Source organism: Roseburia sp. 1XD42-69 (assembly GCF_003612565.1).
Classification (GTDB): Bacteria; Bacillota; Clostridia; order Lachnospirales; family Lachnospiraceae; genus Roseburia_B.
Genome location: NZ_RAZG01000061.1, coordinates 1 through 19,971, shown reverse-complemented (window position 1 = coordinate 19,971; position 19,971 = coordinate 1). Strand labels below are relative to the sequence as shown.

23 protein-coding genes and 3 pseudogenes are annotated in these 19,971 nt (G+C 45.1%); 25 read left to right on the top strand and 1 reads right to left on the bottom strand.

Annotated elements, in window-relative coordinates; all coding sequences use genetic code 11:
• Window positions 1-223: 223 nt before the first annotated feature.
• The 4 genes and pseudogenes from D7Y06_RS19595 to D7Y06_RS19580 form a co-directional block, all read left to right on the top strand.
• Complete coding sequence (locus D7Y06_RS19595) at window positions 224-1,201, top strand: DUF6017 domain-containing protein (RefSeq protein WP_120409378.1); 978 nt, start codon at window positions 224-226, stop codon at window positions 1,199-1,201.
• A gap of 31 nt (window positions 1,202-1,232) precedes the next feature.
• A complete protein-coding gene (locus D7Y06_RS19590) occupies window positions 1,233-1,460 on the top strand; it encodes a DUF5348 domain-containing protein (RefSeq protein ID WP_120409377.1) in 228 nt (75 codons plus the stop codon).
• Between the two features lie 41 nt (window positions 1,461-1,501).
• A complete protein-coding gene (locus D7Y06_RS19585; RefSeq protein ID WP_120409376.1) occupies window positions 1,502-1,984 on the top strand; it encodes a PcfB family protein in 483 nt (160 codons plus the stop codon).
• Window positions 1,981-2,385: pseudogene (locus D7Y06_RS19580) on the top strand (VirD4-like conjugal transfer protein, CD1115 family); the annotation flags it as partial. The gene D7Y06_RS19585 and the pseudogene D7Y06_RS19580, both read left to right, overlap by 4 nt.
• A 72-nt stretch (window positions 2,386-2,457) precedes the next feature.
• Here the strand turns inward: D7Y06_RS19580 and D7Y06_RS28345 are convergent.
• A pseudogene (locus tag D7Y06_RS28345) lies at window positions 2,458-2,823 on the bottom strand (hypothetical protein); the annotation flags it as partial.
• A gap of 343 nt (window positions 2,824-3,166) precedes the next feature.
• Between D7Y06_RS28345 and D7Y06_RS19570 the strand changes: the two are divergent.
• The 21 genes and pseudogenes from D7Y06_RS19570 (at window position 3,167) to D7Y06_RS19475 (ending at window position 19,746) form a co-directional block, all read left to right on the top strand.
• Window positions 3,167-3,388 carry a helix-turn-helix domain-containing protein gene (locus D7Y06_RS19570; RefSeq protein ID WP_120409380.1) on the top strand — a complete coding sequence of 74 codons (222 nt, stop codon included), beginning with the start codon at window positions 3,167-3,169 and terminating at the stop codon, window positions 3,386-3,388.
• A gap of 6 nt (window positions 3,389-3,394) precedes the next feature.
• The gene (locus tag D7Y06_RS19565) at window positions 3,395-3,727 is read left to right on the top strand and encodes a hypothetical protein (protein WP_243119409.1); all 333 of its coding nucleotides are present in this window, start codon (window positions 3,395-3,397) and stop codon (window positions 3,725-3,727) included.
• The gene (locus D7Y06_RS19560) at window positions 3,711-4,016 is read left to right on the top strand and encodes a molecular chaperone (RefSeq protein WP_120409375.1); all 306 of its coding nucleotides are present in this window, start codon (window positions 3,711-3,713) and stop codon (window positions 4,014-4,016) included. Before D7Y06_RS19565 ends, D7Y06_RS19560 begins: the two co-directional genes overlap by 17 nt.
• Before the next feature lie 342 nt (window positions 4,017-4,358).
• Window positions 4,359-4,967, top strand: coding sequence for a recombinase family protein (locus tag D7Y06_RS19555; RefSeq protein ID WP_120409374.1), 609 nt, complete (start codon window positions 4,359-4,361; stop codon window positions 4,965-4,967).
• Between the two features lie 177 nt (window positions 4,968-5,144).
• Window positions 5,145-7,916 (top strand): DNA methyltransferase, encoded by a 2,772-nt coding sequence (locus D7Y06_RS19550; protein WP_120409373.1) that lies wholly within the window; start codon window positions 5,145-5,147, stop codon window positions 7,914-7,916.
• Window positions 7,917-8,036: 120 nt separating this feature from the next.
• Window positions 8,037-8,255, top strand: a complete 219-nt coding sequence (locus tag D7Y06_RS19545) for a hypothetical protein (protein WP_120409372.1) — start codon at window positions 8,037-8,039, stop codon at window positions 8,253-8,255.
• Between the two features lie 16 nt (window positions 8,256-8,271).
• Window positions 8,272-9,663: a serine/arginine repetitive matrix protein 2 gene (locus tag D7Y06_RS19540; RefSeq protein ID WP_120409371.1), complete on the top strand. Its 1,392-nt coding sequence runs from the start codon at window positions 8,272-8,274 to the stop codon at window positions 9,661-9,663.
• Between the two features lie 58 nt (window positions 9,664-9,721).
• Window positions 9,722-10,363, top strand: a complete 642-nt coding sequence (locus D7Y06_RS19535) for a CHC2 zinc finger domain-containing protein (protein ID WP_120409370.1) — start codon at window positions 9,722-9,724, stop codon at window positions 10,361-10,363.
• The gene (locus D7Y06_RS19530; protein ID WP_120409369.1) at window positions 10,320-11,681 is read left to right on the top strand and encodes a virulence-associated E family protein; all 1,362 of its coding nucleotides are present in this window, start codon (window positions 10,320-10,322) and stop codon (window positions 11,679-11,681) included. The genes D7Y06_RS19535 and D7Y06_RS19530 overlap by 44 nt, the downstream gene beginning before the upstream one ends.
• A gap of 271 nt (window positions 11,682-11,952) precedes the next feature.
• A complete protein-coding gene (locus D7Y06_RS26620) occupies window positions 11,953-12,126 on the top strand; it encodes a hypothetical protein (protein WP_199714792.1) in 174 nt (57 codons plus the stop codon).
• Window positions 12,102-12,299, top strand: coding sequence for a hypothetical protein (locus D7Y06_RS26120; protein ID WP_120409367.1), 198 nt, complete (start codon window positions 12,102-12,104; stop codon window positions 12,297-12,299). Before D7Y06_RS26620 ends, D7Y06_RS26120 begins: the two co-directional genes overlap by 25 nt.
• Window positions 12,238-13,896 (top strand): recombinase family protein, encoded by a 1,659-nt coding sequence (locus tag D7Y06_RS19515; RefSeq protein WP_120409366.1) that lies wholly within the window; start codon window positions 12,238-12,240, stop codon window positions 13,894-13,896. Before D7Y06_RS26120 ends, D7Y06_RS19515 begins: the two co-directional genes overlap by 62 nt.
• Before the next feature lie 79 nt (window positions 13,897-13,975).
• A complete protein-coding gene (locus tag D7Y06_RS19510; protein WP_120409365.1) occupies window positions 13,976-14,773 on the top strand; it encodes an abortive infection system antitoxin AbiGi family protein in 798 nt (265 codons plus the stop codon).
• The gene (locus D7Y06_RS19505) at window positions 14,773-16,005 is read left to right on the top strand and encodes an abortive infection system toxin AbiGii family protein (RefSeq protein ID WP_120409364.1); all 1,233 of its coding nucleotides are present in this window, start codon (window positions 14,773-14,775) and stop codon (window positions 16,003-16,005) included. The genes D7Y06_RS19510 and D7Y06_RS19505 overlap by 1 nt, the downstream gene beginning before the upstream one ends.
• 78 nt (window positions 16,006-16,083) lie before the next feature.
• Window positions 16,084-16,353 (top strand): annotated as a pseudogene (locus tag D7Y06_RS19500) (VirD4-like conjugal transfer protein, CD1115 family); the annotation flags it as partial.
• Window positions 16,346-16,513, top strand: coding sequence for a hypothetical protein (locus D7Y06_RS26615; RefSeq protein ID WP_199714790.1), 168 nt, complete (start codon window positions 16,346-16,348; stop codon window positions 16,511-16,513). The pseudogene D7Y06_RS19500 and the gene D7Y06_RS26615, both read left to right, overlap by 8 nt.
• A complete protein-coding gene (locus D7Y06_RS19495) occupies window positions 16,506-16,700 on the top strand; it encodes a hypothetical protein (RefSeq protein ID WP_044990163.1) in 195 nt (64 codons plus the stop codon). Before D7Y06_RS26615 ends, D7Y06_RS19495 begins: the two co-directional genes overlap by 8 nt.
• Before the next feature lie 453 nt (window positions 16,701-17,153).
• On the top strand, window positions 17,154-17,294 hold the full coding sequence (locus D7Y06_RS19490; RefSeq protein ID WP_002586628.1) for a Maff2 family mobile element protein: 141 nt from the start codon (window positions 17,154-17,156) through the stop codon (window positions 17,292-17,294).
• A gap of 129 nt (window positions 17,295-17,423) precedes the next feature.
• Window positions 17,424-18,224 (top strand): MerR family transcriptional regulator, encoded by an 801-nt coding sequence (locus D7Y06_RS19485; protein ID WP_004060549.1) that lies wholly within the window; start codon window positions 17,424-17,426, stop codon window positions 18,222-18,224.
• Window positions 18,221-19,030, top strand: coding sequence for an ABC transporter ATP-binding protein (locus tag D7Y06_RS19480; RefSeq protein WP_004060547.1), 810 nt, complete (start codon window positions 18,221-18,223; stop codon window positions 19,028-19,030). Before D7Y06_RS19485 ends, D7Y06_RS19480 begins: the two co-directional genes overlap by 4 nt.
• A 2-nt stretch (window positions 19,031-19,032) precedes the next feature.
• Complete coding sequence (locus D7Y06_RS19475) at window positions 19,033-19,746, top strand: ABC transporter permease (RefSeq protein ID WP_016289854.1); 714 nt, start codon at window positions 19,033-19,035, stop codon at window positions 19,744-19,746.
• Window positions 19,747-19,971 lie beyond the last annotated feature (225 nt).

The window sequence follows — 19,971 nt, the reverse complement described above, 5'->3', positions numbered from 1 at the left end:
GTGGGAAAAATTCATACCCCAAATTTATTTAAAAACCTGCTAAAAAGTCTTGACTTTTGTTAGCAGGTTTTTATGCCCTCATGTTACGCAGTAGGGGCAAAAAGAGCCTTGCTATATGCGGCTTTGCGGGCGCACTTTTGCCGGGGACAGGGATTTATACCTAACCCCGGCAAAATGGCGTTCTATCGCATAACAAATCCACAACCAAAGGAGTGATGAAGCTATGGCAGTTTTCCGAGTGGAACGCAACAAGGGCTATACCGTTATGAGCAACCACCATTTACGCAACAAGGAGCTAACCTTAAAGGCAAAGGGGCTTTTGTCGCAAATGCTTTCCCTTCCCGAAGATTGGGACTACACCCTTGCGGGGCTGTCACAGATCAACCGGGAAAAGATAGACGCTGTCCGGGAAGCCATAAAGGAGCTGGAACGCGCCGGGTATATCGTCCGATCACGGGAGCGCGACGAGAAAGGACGCTTGCGGGGAGCCGATTATGTAATCTATGAGCAGCCGCATACAGAACCTACGCCGGATTTACCTACATTGGAAAATCCAACATTGGATAATCCAATGCAGGAAAAACCAATGTTGGAAAAACCTACGTTGGAAAATCCAATGCAATTAAATAAAGATATACAAAGAACTGACTTACCAACAAAAGAAAAAAGAAATACGGATTTACAAAGTACCTATTCCATTCCTATCCATTCCCCTAACCCCTCTCCTTTGGAGCAGGAAGCGGCTACGCCGCCGGAACGGAAACGAAAGGAAGCGGAAGCACAGACCGCTTTTGAGATTTACCGGGAGATCATCAAGGAAAATATCGACTATGACATTCTCATACAGGATATGAAGTTTGACGGGGACAGGCTGAATGAAATTGTAGACCTCATGCTGGAAACCGTCTGTACCCGGAGAAAGACGATCCGCATTGCCGGGGACGACTACCCCGCCGAGCTGGTAAAAGCAAAGTTTATGAAGCTGGACGCTGAACATATCCGCTTTGTGCTGGACTGCATGAAAGAGAACACAACCAAAATCCGCAACATCAAGCAGTATTTACGGGCGGTGCTTTTCAATGCCCCGTCCACAATCGGCAATTATTACACGTCCCTTGTGGCTCACGACATGGCAAGCGGCGCACTTGCGCCACAGGAGCCGCACGACCCCTATTCATTCAAACCGGGCGAAAGCCTGTAACCACCCACAACCACAAAAGGAGGATTTTATTATGGCACAGAAAATGACGGGAGCATTGGTATTTGACGAGCGCACAGACCGCTACGACATTCGCTTTGACCTTGCCAGCTATTACGGCGGGCTGCATTGCGGGGACTGTTTCGACGTGTTCACACGCGGCAAGTGGAAGCCGACCCGCATTGAAATGAATATGGCGCAGGAATGGTACTTGGTGGGTATCAGAGCCAACGACTTAAACGGGCTGCGGGTGCGTATCTGACCGCCGCCCCATAGACTACCCCGAAAGGAGGGACAGACCCCATGCAGGACGAAATCAACGAAAAAACCGTTGCCCTGTATATCAAGACCGGGAAGCTGACCGCCGAAGTGCTGCAAAAGGCAATCAAAAAGCTGCTCTCACAGGCAAAGAAAGAGCTTGACAGACAGGCAATCCCCCACGGGAAGCAGACCCTAAAGCAGCTTATGAAGCAGAATACAGGCGTTTCCAACATTGAGATCACAAAGGACAACATCAAAGCCTTTGAGAGTACAGCGAAAAAATATGGTATCGACTTTGCGCTGAAAAAGGACGCGGCGGAAACCCCGCCCCGCTACCTTGTATTCTTCAAGGGCAGGGACGCGGACGCGCTGACCGCCGCTTTCAAGGAGTTTTCCGCAAAGAAGCTGACGCAGGATAAAAAGCCCTCAATCCGAAAGGCATTAGCCGCTTTCCGGGAAAAGGCAAAGGAGCTGAACGCCAGCCGCCAGCAGACCAAACACAAGGACAGGGAGGTATCGCTATGAAGCCGGAAATCAAAAAGCTGCTTATTCTCAATCTCCCGTATCTGCTCTTTGTGTACCTGTTTGACAAGGTAGGCGCGGCTGTCCGGCTTTCCCCCGGCATGGACGCAAGCCAAAAGATTTTACATCTTGGGGAGGGCTTCACAGCCGCCTTTGCCAGTGCCGCGCCCAGCTTCCACCCCGCCGACCTGCTGATCGGCGTTGCCGGGGCGGTGATTATCCGGCTTGCCGTTTACCTAAAAGGCAAGAACGCGAAGAAATACCGCAAAGGCATTGAGTACGGTTCCGCACGTTGGGGAACCGCCGACGATATAAAGCCGTACACAGACCCGGTATTTGAGAACAATATCCCATTGACACAGACGGAACGGCTCACCATGAACAGCCGCCCGAAGAAGAAAAAGGAGAATGGATAATTGACGAGGAAGCCGCCGCCGTTGTGCGCCGTATCTTCCAGAGCGTCCTTGCCGGGGAAACCATAGCCAGCATGCCGCATACATCCTCACCGGATCGCCGGTGAGATATTTTTTTGACAGAAACTCCCCGGCGGATTGCTCCAGTGCAGGCTGCTTCCAGCGGTTGGAGTGCAGGGCTTCCCGGAGCGGCATCAGCCCCAGGCGGCTCCATTCCCCGTCCGGGTCATGCTCAAACTCCGCAAGGAAAGTCCCCAGAGGGCGTGTCGCATCGCACAGGACATCGGTATCCGTGTTTCCCCGCAGGCGGAAGCGGATCTGCAGTTCCCCGCCGATCAGGATGCGCTCTTTCTTTTTCTGCCTGTCCAGTGAAAGGACAAGCAGGATACGGTCATAGCACGGTTCATGCCGCACGAATTCCATTTCCATTTTTCTAATCCCCCTAATGTTTATGGTAATTTTATAATTTGGCAATATCCGTTACACTCATAGTACTGCATAAGTATTGCGTTTGTCAAGGGAAAGCCGATATGATGATTGCACATGGTAATTTCGTACCATTCAGTACATTGACAAGTGAATGACCGTCTGACAGTGATATGACCGTGAGGGGAAGCAACGCTAGGAGCCGGGGAACCGGGGAGCGTGCCAATACGGGATACGCCGCAGGAATGGGGCTTTGAGGATAACGGCTGGCAGGCAGAACGGCGACAGGAAACATTCAAATGAAGAACAGGATTTTATCAATTCAAATATGAGGAGGAGCAAGGAAATGAGCGACAACAAAAAATTAAAAAATTATGATGACCTCCCTCTGGTTCTGGATGTATCGGACATCCGGCGCATTATGGGAATTTCAAGAGCAAGCGCCTATGAGCTGGTTCACACGCCGGGATTCCCGGCATTCAGAAGCGGCAGGCTGATTAAAGTTAGTAAGAAAGCATTTTTTGACTGGATGGCAAAAGGCGCTGGGAATGTGCAGGAGCAGCAATGAGTAAGAATGAAAAATGCCGCAGGGACGGCAGAAACGGAGGTATTTATGAAGCTGGATATAAGAGAAAAGAAAGTGCTGTATGTATATGGATGCCCAGATTACTACAATACGGTCACAAGACTGAAGTGGCTGGTTTCATTGACCGTGGATCAGGAAGCGAAGCACTGGCTGCTGGCACTTGCCCGGAAAATGGAAACGGAAGGCTCTGAAGATTGGCATTCCTGCTTCTATCATCATCTCCGCATGGAGATGGGAGGATATTTCAGGGCAAAGAGATTTATGAAGGCTGTGGAGTCAAGCACAAATCGTGAGGAGGATATGTATGAAGAAGCTGTCTAAATATGAGAGAGAAACAATCGTGAACTTTAATGAGGGGGAATCCGAGGCCAGTGTTTATACGTTTAATGCGGATTTGAAGCGCAGGCTGGCGGAGTTCAGCCGTAAGTATCCGCTATTGTGCCGATTGGAGAGAACCACGCCGGAAGGCAGCGTGACCTATGTATTGGATAAATCCCGGCTGTCTATCCGGCTTGTGCCGCCCTACAGCGAAGAACGCCGGGCAGCGGCAAGGGCTTATGCAAAAGAGCATGGGTTCCAGCCGGTTCAAGCCATACAGGATATTGCATAAGAGTGAATAGAAAAGGCCTGTTTTGCAGGCAGACAATGTGAGCGACATTTTGTCGTTCACGTTGAAAAAATGGCAGTTCGTATTTTTGATCTGATAATCCCTGTAATGTGGTGGCGGACATTTTGTCCGCCACCACTCTGTTACCAGTGAACTGGGGAACCAGCGTTATATGCTGTCGCAAAATGATGGTGAATATGGGGTGGCTTGTGTCCAAAATATCGGGTGCAGAGCTGCTGTTTTAGCTGTTTGCTATGGCAGGGGCATAAAGTATCATGGAAACATTGAAAAGAAATATTGCCGAGACCTGGAGCCGTTCTTCCGGTACGGCAGGAAGGAGGAACTATGGCGAACATATATGGGTATATCCGGGTCAGCAGCCGTGACCAGAATGAGGACAGGCAGAGGCTGGCATTCCAAGAACTGTCTATCCCGGCAAAGAATATTTTTATGGATAAGCAGTCCGGCAAGGATTTTGACCGCCCGTCCTATAAGAGAATGGTGCGGCGGATGAAAAAGGATGACCTGCTCTACATCAAGAGCATAGACCGGCTGGGGCGCAATTATGCAGAGATACTGGAACAGTGGAGGATTCTTACTAAGGAGAATGGGATTGACATTGTGGTGCTGGATATGCCGCTTCTGGACACCCGGAGGGGCAAAGACCTGATGGGGACATTCTTAAGCGACATTGTATTACAGGTGCTGTCTTTTGTGGCAGAGAATGAGCGGACAAACATCCGGCAGCGGCAGGCGGAAGGGATTGCGGCGGCGAAAGCCCGAGGGGTACGCTTCGGAAGGCCGCCAAGCCCTTTGCCGGAGAACTTCCATGAAGCCTACCAGTTATGGAAAGCCGGGAAAGTTACTGGAACGGCAGCAGCGGAACTATGCGGTATGCCGCTGTCCACGTTCCGTTATCGGGCGGAAATTTACCAAAAAGCCAAGTTATTGTAAGCGGGCATTTTTACAGAAATGTGTACGTTCCTGTAAATGCCCGCTTAATATTTGCTTCTTCCATAATACTATAAAAATGCCCTGTTTTCTACCAAAAATCTTCAATCTTGTATACTTGTTTTACGGTTTTCAAAACGTACACAATTTTGTAAATGCCGCTATGCAGGGAGGTACGGCATGACAGATTCACAGCAGAGAGCGGCGGCAAAAGCATTTGCGGCATTTTGGAAAGGGAAGGGCTATGAAAAGGGCGAGAGCCAATCTTTTTGGCTTTCCCTACTTCGGGATGTATATGGCGTTGAGCATCCCGAACAATTTATAATATTTGAAGAGCAGGTTCACTTAGATCATACAAGTTTTATTGACGGCACGATTCCGTCAACAAAGGTGCTGATTGAGCAGAAGGGTTTAAACAAAGATATGAAAAAGCCTATTAAGCAGTCAGATGGGACATTGCTGACACCGTTTCAGCAGGCAAAGCGCTATATTACAGAACTGCCTTTGTCGCAGCACCCACGTTGGGTGGTGACCTGCAATTTTAACACATTCTATGTATATGATATGGAACGTCCAGGCGGAGAGCCAGAAGAAATTCTGCTTGAAAATCTAGAGAAAGAATATTATCGGCTGGCATTTTTGGTTGATACTGGAAATGAACATTTGCAGCGGGAAATGGAAGTGTCAATTCAGGCTGGGGAGATTGTAGGTATTCTTTATGATGCGTTTTCCAAGCGGTATGGGGAGAATCCTACAGCGGAAGATTTGAAAAGCCTGAATGTGCTTTGTGTCCGGCTGGTATTCTGCCTTTATGCCGAGGATGCTGGTATTTTTGGCAGGCATGGAATGTTCCATGATTACCTGGCTGCAAATGATACACACCATACAAGGAAAGCATTGATTGAGTTATTCCAAGTCTTAGATACAAAGCCCGAAGAACGGGAAAAGTTTTTGGAAGTAGAATTAGCGCAGTTCCCTTATGTGAATGGTGGGTTGTTTGCTGGTGAAAAGATAGAAATTCCACCATTTACTGATGAAATGAGGGATTTACTGCTGAACAAAGCAAGTTCTGAATTTAACTGGTCTGAAATCAGCCCTACTATTTTCGGCGCTGTATTTGAAAGCACATTAAATCCGGAGACACGGCGGCTGGGCGGGATGCATTATACCTCTATTGAAAATATACACAAAGTTATTGATCCTCTGTTTCTGGATGACTTGCAAAGCGAGTTGGCAGCGATTTGTGAATTGACTGTAGAACGTACACGGAAGAAAAAGCTGGAAGAGTTTCAACAAAAACTGGCATCACTGGTATTTTTAGATCCGGCATGTGGAAGTGGAAATTTTTTGACAGAAACTTATCTTTCAATCCGCCGTTTGGAAAATCGGGTAATTTCTGAATTGCAGCATGGACAGATTGTATTTGGCGGTTTGGAAAGTTTTAGCCCGATCAAGGTATCTATAGAGCAGTTTTATGGAATTGAAATCAATGATTTTGCGGCCACTGTGGCCAAAACAGCATTATGGATTGCAGAAAGCCAAATGATGAAAAAGACAGAAGATATTGTACATATGTCTCTGGACTTTTTGCCATTGAAATCTTACACCAATATTACAGAAGGCAATGCACTCCGGCTGGACTGGGAGAGCATTGTATCAAAACAAAAGCTCAACTATATTATGGGGAATCCGCCATTTTCAGCGGGAAGGCGTATGGGAGAAAGTCAGCGACAGGATATGAATGATGTTGCATATGATTTTCCTAAAAATGGTGATTTGGATTATGTTTGTTTATGGTACATTGTGGCTGCAAGATATATGCAAAATACATCTATAAAAGCAGGTTTTGTTTCTACAAGCTCAATCACACAAGGCGAACAAGTTATTCTATTATGGAAAAATCTGTTTGAAAAATATAATTTAAACATCGTATATGCAATTCGTTCTTTTAATTGGCAAAGTGAAGCTAAAATTAAAGCAGGCGTTCATTGCGTCATCATAGAATTTGTTGTTGGGAATACAAATGAAGAACGATGGATTTTAGATGGTGGGAGTATTAAAAAAGTTGATTATATCAATGGTTATTTAATGGAAGCTAAAAATGTTTGGATTTCAGGACAGAAGAAACCCATTTCTAATGTTCCATTGATTAGTAATGGCAGTAAGCCCCTTGATAATGCCATATGTGCATTTACGCCAGAAGAAAAAGAAGCCTTTATTAGTAAAGAGCCAAAGTCAGAACCTTATTTTTATCGTTATATGGGTAGCCGGGAATTTATAAATAATGTTGAGAGATGGTTTTTGCTAATCAACAGAATTCCACCTCATTTGCTATATAAAATGCCGTTAGCCTTACAAAAATTAGAAGAAATAAAAGAATATAGGTTAAGTTCCAATAGCGCCCCGACAAGAAAACTTGCAGATACTCCGGCAAAATTTCATTTTGAAAATATGCCAGATAAAGAATACTTGGTAATTCCGCAAACATCATCTGGTAGAAGGCGTTATGTTCCGATTGGTTTTTTAACGCCTGACGTACTTGTAAATAATAAATTGCAAGTGATGAGAGAGGGAGGATTATACGAACTGGGTATATTATCTTCAAATGTACATAATGCATGGCTTCGTACAGTTGCAGGAAGATTTCGAGAAGATTTTACATATTCTGTAAGTGTGGTCTATAACACATTTCCTTGGCCTAAAGCTACAGAAGAACAAAGAGAAAGAATTAAATTGACAGCTCAGGCAATTTTAGACGCAAGAGCGTTATATCCAGAAAGCAGCCTTGCAGTATTATATGAGGAACTTACTATGCCGCCAGAATTAAGAAAAGCACACCAAAATAATGACAGAGCTGTTATGCAGGCTTATGGTTTTTCTATTAAGAATATGACAGAAAGTAAATGTGTTGCTGAACTTATGGGGATGTATTTAGAATTAACAAAAAAATAAAATAATATGTAAGCCAAAGGCGATCAACCGTGGAAAAAGTTGATCGCTTTTGTTTTGCCCAATATATAAAATGCGGGCAGGTGTACAGAGGGCGCAGCCCTTTGTGCAGGAGTGCAGAGGATGCAATCCCTCTGCTCTGGGTACAGGGGCGAAGCGCCCTGTTGGGGTCAAGGGGCAAAGCCCATTGGCGGGTTAAGGGCGGCAGTCCTTATCGGGTCAAGGGTGAAACGCCTTGCCCAGCTAGAGTTGGCGCTTGCGCCAATTCGTACTGGGTATTATCTGACGCAAAAACCGGCAGATTCGGCAGCAAAGCTGCCTTTTCCGCAGAGAGAAACTTGAAAAGAAGGAGGACAGAATGAAACTAACCAGACACAACGGCAGGGTCGGGAAAAATGGCGCTTACAATCCCAAACACAATGACCGGAGATTTGATGTGGCGAGCAGTGAGCATATTGACATGGAACGGACAAGGCAGAATATTTACTGGGATTGTTATACCGGCTTATCTTCTGCCCTGACAAGGGAGAAGGGCGGGGAAAACGATTATTCTTTTGAGAAGATTGAACGGATTTATTATTATGAGCATTATGCAGACCATGTACAGGCGCAAAATGAGCGGAACGAAAAGAACAGGCACACAGAGCGCAACCGGACGGTGGATGACTTGCTCACTAACAACAAGACATGTCCGGAAGAAAGCATTTACCAGATCGGAACAGTAGAGGAATCTGTTCCGGGGGGACTGCTGGCGGAGATTGCAGTAGAATTTTTTGCGGAGATGGAGGAAAAGTTCGGCTCCCACGTCCACATATTAAACTGGGCACTGCACCTTGACGAAGGCACTCCGCATATCCATGAGCGGCACGTTTTTGATTGTGAAAACCGGTATGGGGAGTTATGCCCGCAGCAGGAAAAGGCGCTGGAAGAACTGGGGGTGCCGCTCCCTGATCCGGATAAGAAAAAGGGCAGGAATAATAACCGTAAGCAGACGTTTGATGCAGAGTGCCGGAAGATGCTTTTCCGCATTTGTGCGAAGCACAGACTGCATTTGCAGACAGAGCCAAGTTACGGCGGCAGGGGCTATCTGGAAAAGCAGGATTTCATCATTGAAAAGCAGAAAGAAAAACTCTCCGCACAGGGAGAAATTTTAAGGCAAAATACCATAGCCATAGCGGAACAGGAAAATAAATTTGATAAAGTGGCAAAGGCTGTTTCAGAGAAGGAAAAAGAACTGGAAAAACAGGAAGGATTGATTGGGGAAAAGAAGCAGGAACTTTCAGAAAAACAGGCGGCCCTTGCCACTGTCACCATGAAGATCGCAGACATAGAATCGCTGGTGGAGGAAGTGGCAGACACGGCTTATGAGAAAGCCTGTGAGGTTGTATCGGATACCGTCCGGGCGGAGACACAGAAAGAGGACATCCGGGCAGTTGAAGATTATAAAAAGTGGCTGGCTTCGCCGGAGCGGAAAGCCCCGAAGGAGAAAAGGGATTTTGCCGTGAAATGCCTGAACACAGTCCAGGAGCAGATAAAAAATGCAGCGCAAAAGGTGCTGAGGAAAGTCCAGTCGGCGCTCCAAAAACCGGAGGTAAGCCGTGCGAATAAGGAACAGATTAAGGAGAAAGCACGGGAATCTGTCAGGGACAGGCTTGCAAGAGGGAAAATAGAAGCAGACCGGGCGAACCGGGAACGCATGGAGCGCAGGGATGGGATAAAACTGGTAACAAAAAAGGATATGGAAATTTAAAGCATTTGCTTTTCTTCACGGGGACGGCAGATGCTCTTTTATTTCGGAAAGGGATAGTATGAATATATTTGAAGCAGTAAAGGAAAATGTGACGGCTAGGCAGGCGGCTGAGATGTACGGCATCCGGGTAAACCGGAACGGCATGGCGTGCTGCCCGTTCCATGATGACAGGTATCCAAGCATGAAGGTGGATAAGCGTTTCCACTGTTTTGGGTGCCAGGCGGACGGTGATGTGATCGATTTTGCCGCAAGGCTGTATGGGTTGAATAATCTTGGGGCGGCTATGAAGCTGACTTCCGATTTTGGTATCAGCTACGACAACAAAGGGCGGGCTTCCCCACGCCCGGTAAAGAAAAAAATATCTGAAGAATTGAGGTTAAAGCAGGCAGAGTTGCAGTGTTGCCGGATATTATCGGAGTATAACCATTTATTAGGAAAATGGAAAACAGAGTATGCACCGGAAACTCTGGGGGAAGAATGGCATCCCCTGTTTGTGGAGGCTTTACAGAAGCAAACCTATACAGAATATCTGCTGGATACCCTGCTGGCTGGCACAACAGAGGAAAAAGCTGCCATTGTCAAGGAGCATGGAAAGGAAGTGATACGGATTGGGGAACGGATTTCAGGACTTGTCGCCCGCCACAAGGCAGGCCGTGATGAACACAGCAGACTTGCTCCTACCGGCACTGACGGTCGATGAGGTCAGGGAAAGCCTTTCCATGACACAAAAGGGACAGATAGCGAACACAATCGGGAATTGCAAAACAGTATTCCTGTATGACCCACTTTTAAAAGGGGCAATTCGGTTGAATTTACTGACAGAACGGATCGATATTGTGCGGGATGTGGGGTGGCGCAGGAACACCAGCGCACTTACGGATACAGATATTAAATACCTGCTCCTTTATTTTGAGGAAAACTATGGGCTGACCAGCGAAAAGAAAATCCAGGCTGCCCTAGCAATCGTGGCGAATGAGAACTGCTACCACCCGATAAAGGACTGCCTGGAGGGGCTTGTCTGGGACGGGACGCCACGCATCCGTTCCTGCCTGCGCCATTTCCTGGGGGCTGATGTGGATGATTATGTGGAGGAGATGCTGAAGCATTTCCTGTTAGGGGCAATCCGGCGTGTGTTCATGCCTGGTTCAAAATATGAGGAAATGCTCTGCCTGGTAGGCGGGCAGGGGGCAGGGAAATCCACTTTTTTCCGCCTGCTGGCAATAAAAGACGAATGGTTCAGCGATGATTTAAAGAAGCTTGATGATGATAAGGTATTTACGAAGCTGCAGGGGCACTGGATTATTGAAATGTCGGAGATGCTTGCCACCAGCAGCGCAAAGAGTATTGAGGAAATCCGCTCTTTTATCAGCAGGCAGAAGGAAACTTACCGGACACCTTATGAATCGCAGCCGAAAGACCGGCTCCGGCAGTGTGTGTTCGGCGGCACGTCAAACCGGCTGGACTTCCTGCCCCTTGACCGTGCCGGGAACCGGCGATTCCTGCCGGTGATGGTCTGCCCGGAGGATGCAGAAGTACACATTTTGGAGGACGAGGACGGTTCCAGAGCCTATCTTTTGCAGGTGTGGGCGGAAGCCATGGAGATTTACCGGGGCGGGAATTATTCCATGAAATTCAGCAAGTCCATACAGAAGAAATTGGCGGAGGTTCAGAAGGACTTTATGCCGGAGGACACCGAAGCCGGGATGATTGTCGGATTTCTGGAAACCTATCAGGGCAATCAGGTATGTTCCAAACAGCTTTATCGGGAAGCCCTGCACCATGAATACGACGAGCCGAAACGCTGGCAGATCCATGACATCAATGAGATTATGAACTCTGTTGTCACCGGCTGGCGGTACTTCTCCAATCCCAGGGCATTTGCCGGGTACGGCAGGCAGAAAGGATGGGAGCGCATAACGGATTCCGGCAACGGACTGTCCGGCAACGAAGCCGGTTTTTTGAAGCTGACGGAGGAAGAAGCCCGGCAGCTGGAGATACCGAAGGAGTGGCTGGAGTGATTTTGTATACTGGTTGCCAAGCAGGTTGCTGTGTTGTTGCCGGGTTCGTTGCCGGTGGATGCGCTGCCCTGCTGTCCGGGAAACCGCTTATTTAGCTGAATTTTATTATTGTTTATATTTCCATGACAACGAAAGCAACGAGGAATCCAAAGAAAATATAAAAAGTAAAAATAACAGGCCAGACATTAGATCACAGGTTTTACGCTGTCTGTTGCCGGACTTCGTTGCCGTATCCTTGTCCGGCTTATTTCATTTATGGAGGCAGATGCTTATGCAGAATAACAAAGAAAAGAAGAAAGAGAAACAGGATGGACGTAAAAAGGTGCAGTTTATTGTGACACGGGAGTTTTCCGGCAGCCAGACCATGCAGGAGGCCTTTGAACAGCTGATTGAGCGGCAGGCCTGCGGGCAGTTTGAGGAATGGCTGGGGCGGAAAGCGGGATAAGGCGCAGGGGATACGGAAAAACGGGAAATTTGGAGGAATCCGTTGATAAATGGGCGGGGGCATGGTATTATACTTATATCGTGTCCCTGTTCATAGAAAAGGAGAATGACTATGAACAGGAAAAATCAGATCAATCAGAAGATAACTGCCCTTTATTGCAGGCTTTCCCTTGAAGACAGCCGGGAGAATGAAAGCATGAGCATCAGCAACCAGAAGCTTATGCTCAGGGATTATGCCGAGAAAAACGCCATGTTCCAGTATGAATACTATGTGGACGACGGTTATACTGGGCGCAATTTCAACCGCCCTTCTTTCCAGCGAATGATTGCCGATATTGAAGCGGGGAAAGTTGGCTGTGTGATTACCAAAGACCTGTCTAGGCTGGGGAGAAATTACATTGAAGCAGGCAGTTATATCGAAATCTTTTTCCCAAAGCATAATGTAAGATACATTGCAGTCACGGACGGGGTGGACAGCCTGACAAGGCAGGAAATGGATATTACGCCGTTCAAAAATATCCTGAATGACATGTACAGCCGTGACATTTCCAAAAAGGTATTGGCAGGGCGCATGACCCGTTCCAGGCAGGGGAAATTCTGCGGAGGACAGCCGCCGCTTGGGCTGATGCGTGATCCGGATGAAAAAGGGCATCTGATTACAGACCCTGAAACTGCGCCGGTAATCCGCCGGATTTTTGAACTTGCGCTGGATGGCTGGGGCTGTATGCGGATTGCAAAACAGTTGATGGATGATAAAGTGCCGATTACAAGGGTGAAAGCCAATACGGAATGTGATGTAAACTACTATTCCTGGGGCAGCGCAAGGATCAGTCATATCCTGCGGAATCCTTTTTACAAAGGCGCGCATCTGGTCTGCCGGACACACCAGAAGGGCATCCGCTCCAATACTTACGACATCATTCCCCGTGAGGACTGGGAAATGATTGAAAACTGCCATGAAGCGATTGTCACACCGGCGGAGTGGGAACAGGTGCAGGAGATCATTGACCGCAGGCCGACGATTATGAAAGGAAACGCCTGCCCGTTTTATAATCTTTTTCATGGCATTATCTACTGCGCTACCTGCGGGAAATCCATGCAGGTGCGCTATGAGAAGGTCGGGAGAACCGGCAAGAACCGGTTTACCGGGAAAGAGCGGGAGCCGATAGACAAGGCATACTATATCTGCCAGACTTATAACCGGCTGGGGAAGAACGCCTGCACAAGCCACAAGATTGAAGCAAGGGATTTGTATAACCTTGTACTGAAAGATATACAGGATTTGGCGGCGATGGCATTGAAAGATGCAGACGTATTTTATCAGCGTTTGTCCAGCCGTATGGAACGGCGGTATATGGCGGATGCTTCGGAAATGAAGAAAGAATGTGACCGGCTGGAAGCAAGGAATCAGGAGATAGACAGTATGTTTATGAGTCTTTATACCGACAAGGCAAAGGGCATCCTGACAGAACAGCGTTTTCTGAAGCTGACTGCAACATTGGAGCAGGAACAGGATGCCAACCGGAAACGGATTCAGGACTTGATGCTGGTGATGCGTCGTACAGACGAGCAGGAAAGCGACGTTCGGACATTTATGCAGGAAATCCGCAAATATGCTGCAATTCAGGAACTGGATGAAGCTGTGCTGAACCGGCTTATCAGTAAGATTTTGGTGGGTGAGGTTAGGAAGGTGGACGGGCAGAAATGCCAGGAAGTTAAGATTGTATATAATTTTGTTGGTGAGATACCTATATTGGGAGACAGTGATTGAGTTTTATGCGAAAATTATTTCATTGCAAATTAGCAGTTCAATTTTCGTATATTTACTATGATTATACTAGGAGATAAAAATGACTAATAAAAATGTGCCTCGTATTTCTGTTTCGTTAGAAGAAAGAGTTCAAGAAGAATATACTCCTCCAAAACAAAGTGCTAACACATTATTCAGATTTTTTAAAGATTCAAAATATTTATTTCAGGCTCTTGAGAAGGGAGCCATGATTCCTAGATACTACAGTGAAAACGTAGATTATTTAGATATAGGCTTGCATCAAATCGCATATCCTATGGCGTGCTTTTGCGATATAAGTATCCACAGATTAGAAGAACATATGGATTTCTACGGAACATATGGAATTGCCTTTTCTAAGTCTTGGGGTATTAATAAAGGCATTCAGCCGATACATTACATAAATAAACATTCTATTTTATGTGCAGATTTTTCAAATGCCTTTAATATTGCAATAAATGAGGAGAAAGATGATGCTGCTACAAATTTTCTTCTGACGCAAATGTACTATATGAAACCGATTGAAGGCACTATGCCACGAGAGGGAGAAAATATTAAAAAAAATTTTACAGATGAATGTGAATGGAGATTTATACCCGATGTGGCACTAATAAATCTTCCCCAAGCTGTTACAGATAATGAGATTGCTTGTCTGGATGTATTAAATAAGACAATTAGTGAAAATGAAAAATGTTGGCTTAAATTTAATTATGACGATGTAAAATATATAATTCTTCAGACAGATGATGATGTTGAAAAATTATGCAAAGTGATTGAGCGAGTAGGGAAGGACAATATAGTAAAACGAAAGCTGATTTCTAGAATTATTACGTGGGATAATGTAAAGGAGGATTTCTAATGTTCTCAAATTTTAAAGATACTTTTGTAAAAAAACCACAATTTACGATGAAAACTCCTGAATCAGTTTTAGATGTTATTAGTAAAGATTTACCAGAGGGATTTCGCTATATTGAAGACCATGATGGTTTTTGCCGACTTGACTGTGACGGAGTAATGGATTTTACGCCTGTTTGTATTCGCCTTCCAGAAGAAGCAAAATCACTTTTTGCACAAAAAAATAATTTTTCTATGAATGATGTTGTTGCCTATGCATATAATGCACAACAAAATATTGATCTTATTCCAGACAAAGATGGTTGCTATACTGTAAATGGACAGAAAATTGCCGCTGATAAGTTTATTATTGCGCCAATGAAGAATTGGCAGTTGAAAGATGGTCGAATGTGTATAACAGCACCGCCATTTCCACCGCCATTTCCTATAGAAGTGGCAGGGAATGGTTTTTCACTGACACTTATGGTTCAGAGACAACCAGTAAACAGTATTACCGAAGTAAAAATAGCGACAGTGGAAGAAGGGGCACTAAGCATGAATTATTCATTTGACCCTACCAAAAAAAATGGGAAAATGAAAATTAATATTACAATGTGTTCTTCAAAATCAGTGTCTGATGTGCTTGCATCTAAAGAAATTTTTAATGCATTCATACAAGGAAAAGGAACTTTGTGTGGTATGCCAATTAAAACAGACGAGGAAAACCAAGTAAGTGTAGTGCCAGATGAAGTGATTCAATTTTGGCATAAAATTGTCGAAATTGAAAAAGTGTTTAATGTAAAATTTGATGCAAGCCAAGAACTCGTATTTGAGGATGTAAAAAGAGTAGAAGAATTATACAGGTGTTTAATAGAAAAAGAACCATTCAAAACTTATTTAAAAGATAATACTGTTCGTGGAACTGGTAAATTTGATGAAATACTTAATGAAGAGGGTATAAAGGTTGGAAAAGAAATATTATTTGAGTATGAAGAAAGAATTCAAATGGAATTGCTGGGTGTTGTTCTAAAATTTTCTGCGTTAGTTGGTATATTCGATAGTATGATTGGGGAAATAAAAATGCCAGAAGATGGTATTTCTGGAGATTTCCTTATGAAACTTTTACCAGCTAAAGGGAAGAGAATGTATGCAGCTACCCAATATTATTTAGAGGAAAATGCTCCTGAAATAGCACGAAAAAATCATCATCATATTCAAAAGTTTCAAGAAGCTAGAGAATTAGATGATACTTATTAGTTTTTATGGATGACCTCTCTCCTATTGTGGGGAGAGGTTATTTTTTTGTGCTTTATTGAATTCACCACTTGACAATGTGGCAAAGAGCTTATGACGCAGGACGAGATCGCGGTCATGGACGGGGGCAAGTGCATTTTACAGGTGCGCGGTGTGCGCCCGTTCTTTTCGGACAAATTCGATATAACGAAGCACCCGAAATACAAGTACCTTTCCGACGCAGACCCGAAAAACGCCTTTGACATGGAAAAGCACATCAAACGCCGCCCCGCCATTGTGAAGCCGGACGAGGAATTTGACTACTACGAGATTGACGGGGAGGGCTTACAGGAGGACACAAACCATGAATGAACACCCCGGAACTGACAGGCGGCGGTTCACCCTGCTTGTCAACCCCAAAATCCGGGAGGAACAGCGGCGGCAAGCCGCCCTGCGGAAATTTATCAAGGATTGCGAACGGCTTTACGAGAAGAACCGGGCGCATTTACAGGAGGACGCAAGAAATGAATAAGCGTATCAGAAAGAAACAGGAGAAGCAGCGGAAGCAGCTTGAAATGAAGTGGCTGCTGGATATGGCAGTCGCCATTGACACAGCAATACAGGAGTATTGGCAGTGGCGGGAGGAAATGGAACGCCGTTATGTGGAGCTTTACGCGGAGGAAATAGCCCGCCGCATGGGGCTTATCCCGAAACAGTGACAGGGCGTAAAAGATTTGCGCCGTGGAAATGTGGATAACAGGCTATGAGCTATGGAAAACGCCATTCACAGCACATGGAAAAGCCAAAGTGCGGCTTTCCCACGTCCTGCAAACAGCGTTTCCCACAGCCCCAAAAGAGCAGCCAGTTACCCACATTCCCACACCGCCGACTGCTACGGAAAAAGACCCTTTCCTACCTGTCATTCATAAAAAAATTTTTTAAGGAGCTGATCGGAAATCAAAAACGTAAACACGGGCTACATGGTACGCGCCCCTACCGGGGAACGCACCGCCCAAACCCTTACAACTGAATACCGCCGCGTCGCAGGACTTACGCGACGTGGGGACACTGCCTTTATCACAGGGCGGTTTTTTTATGCGGCGGCGACCATACGCTGACCGCCTTTTGTCCGCTTGCCGGACAGCCGCAGACGCGGCAGAAAGGATATATTCATGGCATTTTTCAATAGCGCAGTAGACGTTTTGCAGACCCTTGTTGTGGCACTTGGAGCCGGACTTGGCATTTGGGGCGTTATCAATCTCATGGAGGGTTACGGCAACGACAATCCGGGCGCGAATGCTCATGTACGGTAAAGAAGCAAGCAACTGAAAACAACAGATAGACCGCCAGCAGCCCACTATTCCGTATTTTTTCTTAAATCTTCTTAAAAGCACTTGCTTGTGACGCAACGTAATGAGATATACTATTCGAGGAGGTGTGACATGGATAAACATAAAGCGATACCACAAGGTTATATGACCGTTGGTGAAATTGCAAGAAAAATGGACGTTACTGTACGGGCATTACAACATTACGACAGAGAGGGCTTGCTTTCCCCCTCTGCCATGAGTGAAGGGGGGCGTAGGTTATATACAGATAAAGACATAGTAAAACTTCATCAGATTTTATCGCTCAAACATTTGGGATTTTCTTTGGACGACATAAAAAATCGACTGATTCTGCTTGATACACCAGATGAAATTGCTGATGTTCTAATGGAGCAGGCAGTCACTGTCAAACGGAAAATAGAAAGTCTGTCTGAATCGTTGAGAGAATTGGAGGTGCTGCGGGAAGAAGTCCTTCAAATGCAATCAGTTGATTTCAAAAAATATGCGGATATTATTGTTAATCTGCAAATGAAAAACGATTTCTATTGGCTGATTAAACATTTTGACGACCAAACGCTTGACCATATCCGCAACCATTTTGACAAAGATAGCGGAACGGCATTTGTGAACACTTTCATGCAGCTTCAAAACGAAGCAATAAGACTTCAAAATGCGAATATTCCTGCGGATAGTGATGAGACACAGAATTTTGCAAAAGCCTATTGGGATATGATTATGGATTTCACTGGCGGAGATATGAGTATGCTTCCCAGACTGATTGAATTAGGGCAGTTTCAGAATGCAGACCATAAATGGAAAGTAGCCCAGGATATTGCGAACGGATATGTTGAACAAGCATTAGGTGTTTATTTTTCCCGTTTAGGCATTGACCCATTTAAGGAGGAAACAGAATGAATGAAGCTATAAAAATCAGCAATTTATCAAAGAGTTATGGAACTCACATTGTGCTGAAAGGTTTAGATTTTAATATACAACAAGGAGAAATTTTTGCTCTGCTCGGCGTGAATGGAGCTGGAAAAACCACGTCGCTTGAATGTATCGAGGGTTTAAGAAAATATGACAGCGGAAACATTACTATAAATGGAATCATGGGCATTCAATTACAATCGGCTTCTTTGCCGAAATACATTAAAGCACTGGAAGCTGTAAAGCTGTTTGCTAAATGGAATAAGACCTCTCTTGACAGAGCAACGCTTGACGCTCTTGGTATTTATGAACTTTCAAAAAAGCCTTATTATCAATTATCAACCGGGCAAAAGCGGCGGCTCCATCTGGCGCTTGCATTAACACGAAATCCCGACATTTTGTTTCTTGATGAACCAACAGCAGGACTTGACGTTGAGGGGCAAATATCTTTACATGAACAAATCCGTCAGTTAAAAGCAATCGGAAAGACAATCATATTAGCAAGCCATGATATGGCAGAAGTTGAGAATTTGTGTGACCGGATTGCTATTCTTTCCGGCGGCAAAATTGCCTTTATCGGGACTGTCGGGCAACTGGGCGATACAATCGGGAAGCATTATAATATCACAATCCAAACGGAAAACAGGACTGAAAACTATGAATCGGAAAATATCGGAAATTCCCTACTTTCGCTGCTCATGCAGTACAAGGAAAAAGGAGAAACTATCACAGATATTAAGATAGACCGTGGTTCACTGGAACAGCACTTTATAAAAATTGCAAAGGGGGAGTAACAATGGGAGCTTTTTTATACGGAGTTTCTTTACAATGGAAGTTAGACATAAGGAGTAAGACATTACTTATAACCTGCTATATCGTACCTCTTTTGTTCTTTGTAATTATGGGCGGTATATTTACATCAGTCATGCCGGAAGCGAGATATACGCTTATTCAGTCCATGACTGTATTTGGTGTGACAATGGGGGCGTTGATTGGTCTGCCGCCCTCTCTTGTTGAAATTTACAGCAGTGATATTAAAAAAGTCTATAAAGCAAATGGTGTTCCGTTAATATTAGGTCTTGCTTTAACAAACATTTCAGCGTATATTCATTTGTTCCTCATGAGCATTATTTTATATATTGCTGCGCCACTGGCTTTTAACGCTGAAATACCAAAAAATCCGGGTATGTACTTCATCAGCCTCGCTGTTTTTATTGCAGTATCATTAAGTATTGCCAGCATAATTGGTTTGGCAGTAAAAGACCAGGCAAAAACTTCTATGTTTTCTATTATTGTTTTTTTGCCGTCAACCATGCTTTCTGGAATTATGTTTCCTATTGAACTACTTCCAAAAACGTTTGAAACAATAGGAAAACTATTTCCGGCTACATGGGGATATAAACTACTGGCGGAAAATGCTTTTAAATTTGAAAGCCTTTTGCCACTGCTCTTGATTTTTATTTTAGCTACTGTTATGTGTAGTATTCTGTTACGAAAAATTGATAAATAGCAAAGACAGACGAGCCAGTCAACGGTCAAGATGAACGGGCTTCGCCCGCCGTTGACAGCCCCGTCTGTCTTTGCTGCTGGGTAGTCAAGGAGCGACAGCAAAAAATGCTGCCGCCCCTTACTATCATTAAAATCTTAACTGCCACTTAGTAGGATGTTGTTTTCCAGATTAAAAGAGCCGCCAATCTTCAGATTATTTTAGCACCATATAAAATTGATGTAGTTC

Coding starts and splice junctions, on each gene's coding strand:
- D7Y06_RS26120 (WP_120409367.1), top strand. CDS start 12,102: ATGGCTGGGGCGGAAAGCGGGATAAGGCGCAGGGGATACGGAAAAACG.
- D7Y06_RS19595 (WP_120409378.1), top strand. CDS start 224: ATGGCAGTTTTCCGAGTGGAACGCAACAAGGGCTATACCGTTATGAGC.
- D7Y06_RS19530 (WP_120409369.1), top strand. CDS start 10,320: ATGAACACAGCAGACTTGCTCCTACCGGCACTGACGGTCGATGAGGTC.
- D7Y06_RS19585 (WP_120409376.1), top strand. CDS start 1,502: ATGCAGGACGAAATCAACGAAAAAACCGTTGCCCTGTATATCAAGACC.
- D7Y06_RS19480 (WP_004060547.1), top strand. CDS start 18,221: ATGAATGAAGCTATAAAAATCAGCAATTTATCAAAGAGTTATGGAACT.
- D7Y06_RS19550 (WP_120409373.1), top strand. CDS start 5,145: ATGACAGATTCACAGCAGAGAGCGGCGGCAAAAGCATTTGCGGCATTT.
- D7Y06_RS19515 (WP_120409366.1), top strand. CDS start 12,238: ATGAACAGGAAAAATCAGATCAATCAGAAGATAACTGCCCTTTATTGC.
- D7Y06_RS19570 (WP_120409380.1), top strand. CDS start 3,167: ATGAGCGACAACAAAAAATTAAAAAATTATGATGACCTCCCTCTGGTT.
- D7Y06_RS19505 (WP_120409364.1), top strand. CDS start 14,773: ATGTTCTCAAATTTTAAAGATACTTTTGTAAAAAAACCACAATTTACG.
- D7Y06_RS26620 (WP_199714792.1), top strand. CDS start 11,953: ATGCAGAATAACAAAGAAAAGAAGAAAGAGAAACAGGATGGACGTAAA.
- D7Y06_RS19490 (WP_002586628.1), top strand. CDS start 17,154: ATGGCATTTTTCAATAGCGCAGTAGACGTTTTGCAGACCCTTGTTGTG.
- D7Y06_RS19565 (WP_243119409.1), top strand. CDS start 3,395: ATGAAAAATGCCGCAGGGACGGCAGAAACGGAGGTATTTATGAAGCTG.
- D7Y06_RS19545 (WP_120409372.1), top strand. CDS start 8,037: ATGCAATCCCTCTGCTCTGGGTACAGGGGCGAAGCGCCCTGTTGGGGT.
- D7Y06_RS26615 (WP_199714790.1), top strand. CDS start 16,346: ATGAATGAACACCCCGGAACTGACAGGCGGCGGTTCACCCTGCTTGTC.
- D7Y06_RS19510 (WP_120409365.1), top strand. CDS start 13,976: ATGACTAATAAAAATGTGCCTCGTATTTCTGTTTCGTTAGAAGAAAGA.
- D7Y06_RS19555 (WP_120409374.1), top strand. CDS start 4,359: ATGGCGAACATATATGGGTATATCCGGGTCAGCAGCCGTGACCAGAAT.
- D7Y06_RS19475 (WP_016289854.1), top strand. CDS start 19,033: ATGGGAGCTTTTTTATACGGAGTTTCTTTACAATGGAAGTTAGACATA.
- D7Y06_RS19560 (WP_120409375.1), top strand. CDS start 3,711: ATGAAGAAGCTGTCTAAATATGAGAGAGAAACAATCGTGAACTTTAAT.
- D7Y06_RS19590 (WP_120409377.1), top strand. CDS start 1,233: ATGGCACAGAAAATGACGGGAGCATTGGTATTTGACGAGCGCACAGAC.
- D7Y06_RS19485 (WP_004060549.1), top strand. CDS start 17,424: ATGGATAAACATAAAGCGATACCACAAGGTTATATGACCGTTGGTGAA.
- D7Y06_RS19540 (WP_120409371.1), top strand. CDS start 8,272: ATGAAACTAACCAGACACAACGGCAGGGTCGGGAAAAATGGCGCTTAC.
- D7Y06_RS19535 (WP_120409370.1), top strand. CDS start 9,722: ATGAATATATTTGAAGCAGTAAAGGAAAATGTGACGGCTAGGCAGGCG.
- D7Y06_RS19495 (WP_044990163.1), top strand. CDS start 16,506: ATGAATAAGCGTATCAGAAAGAAACAGGAGAAGCAGCGGAAGCAGCTT.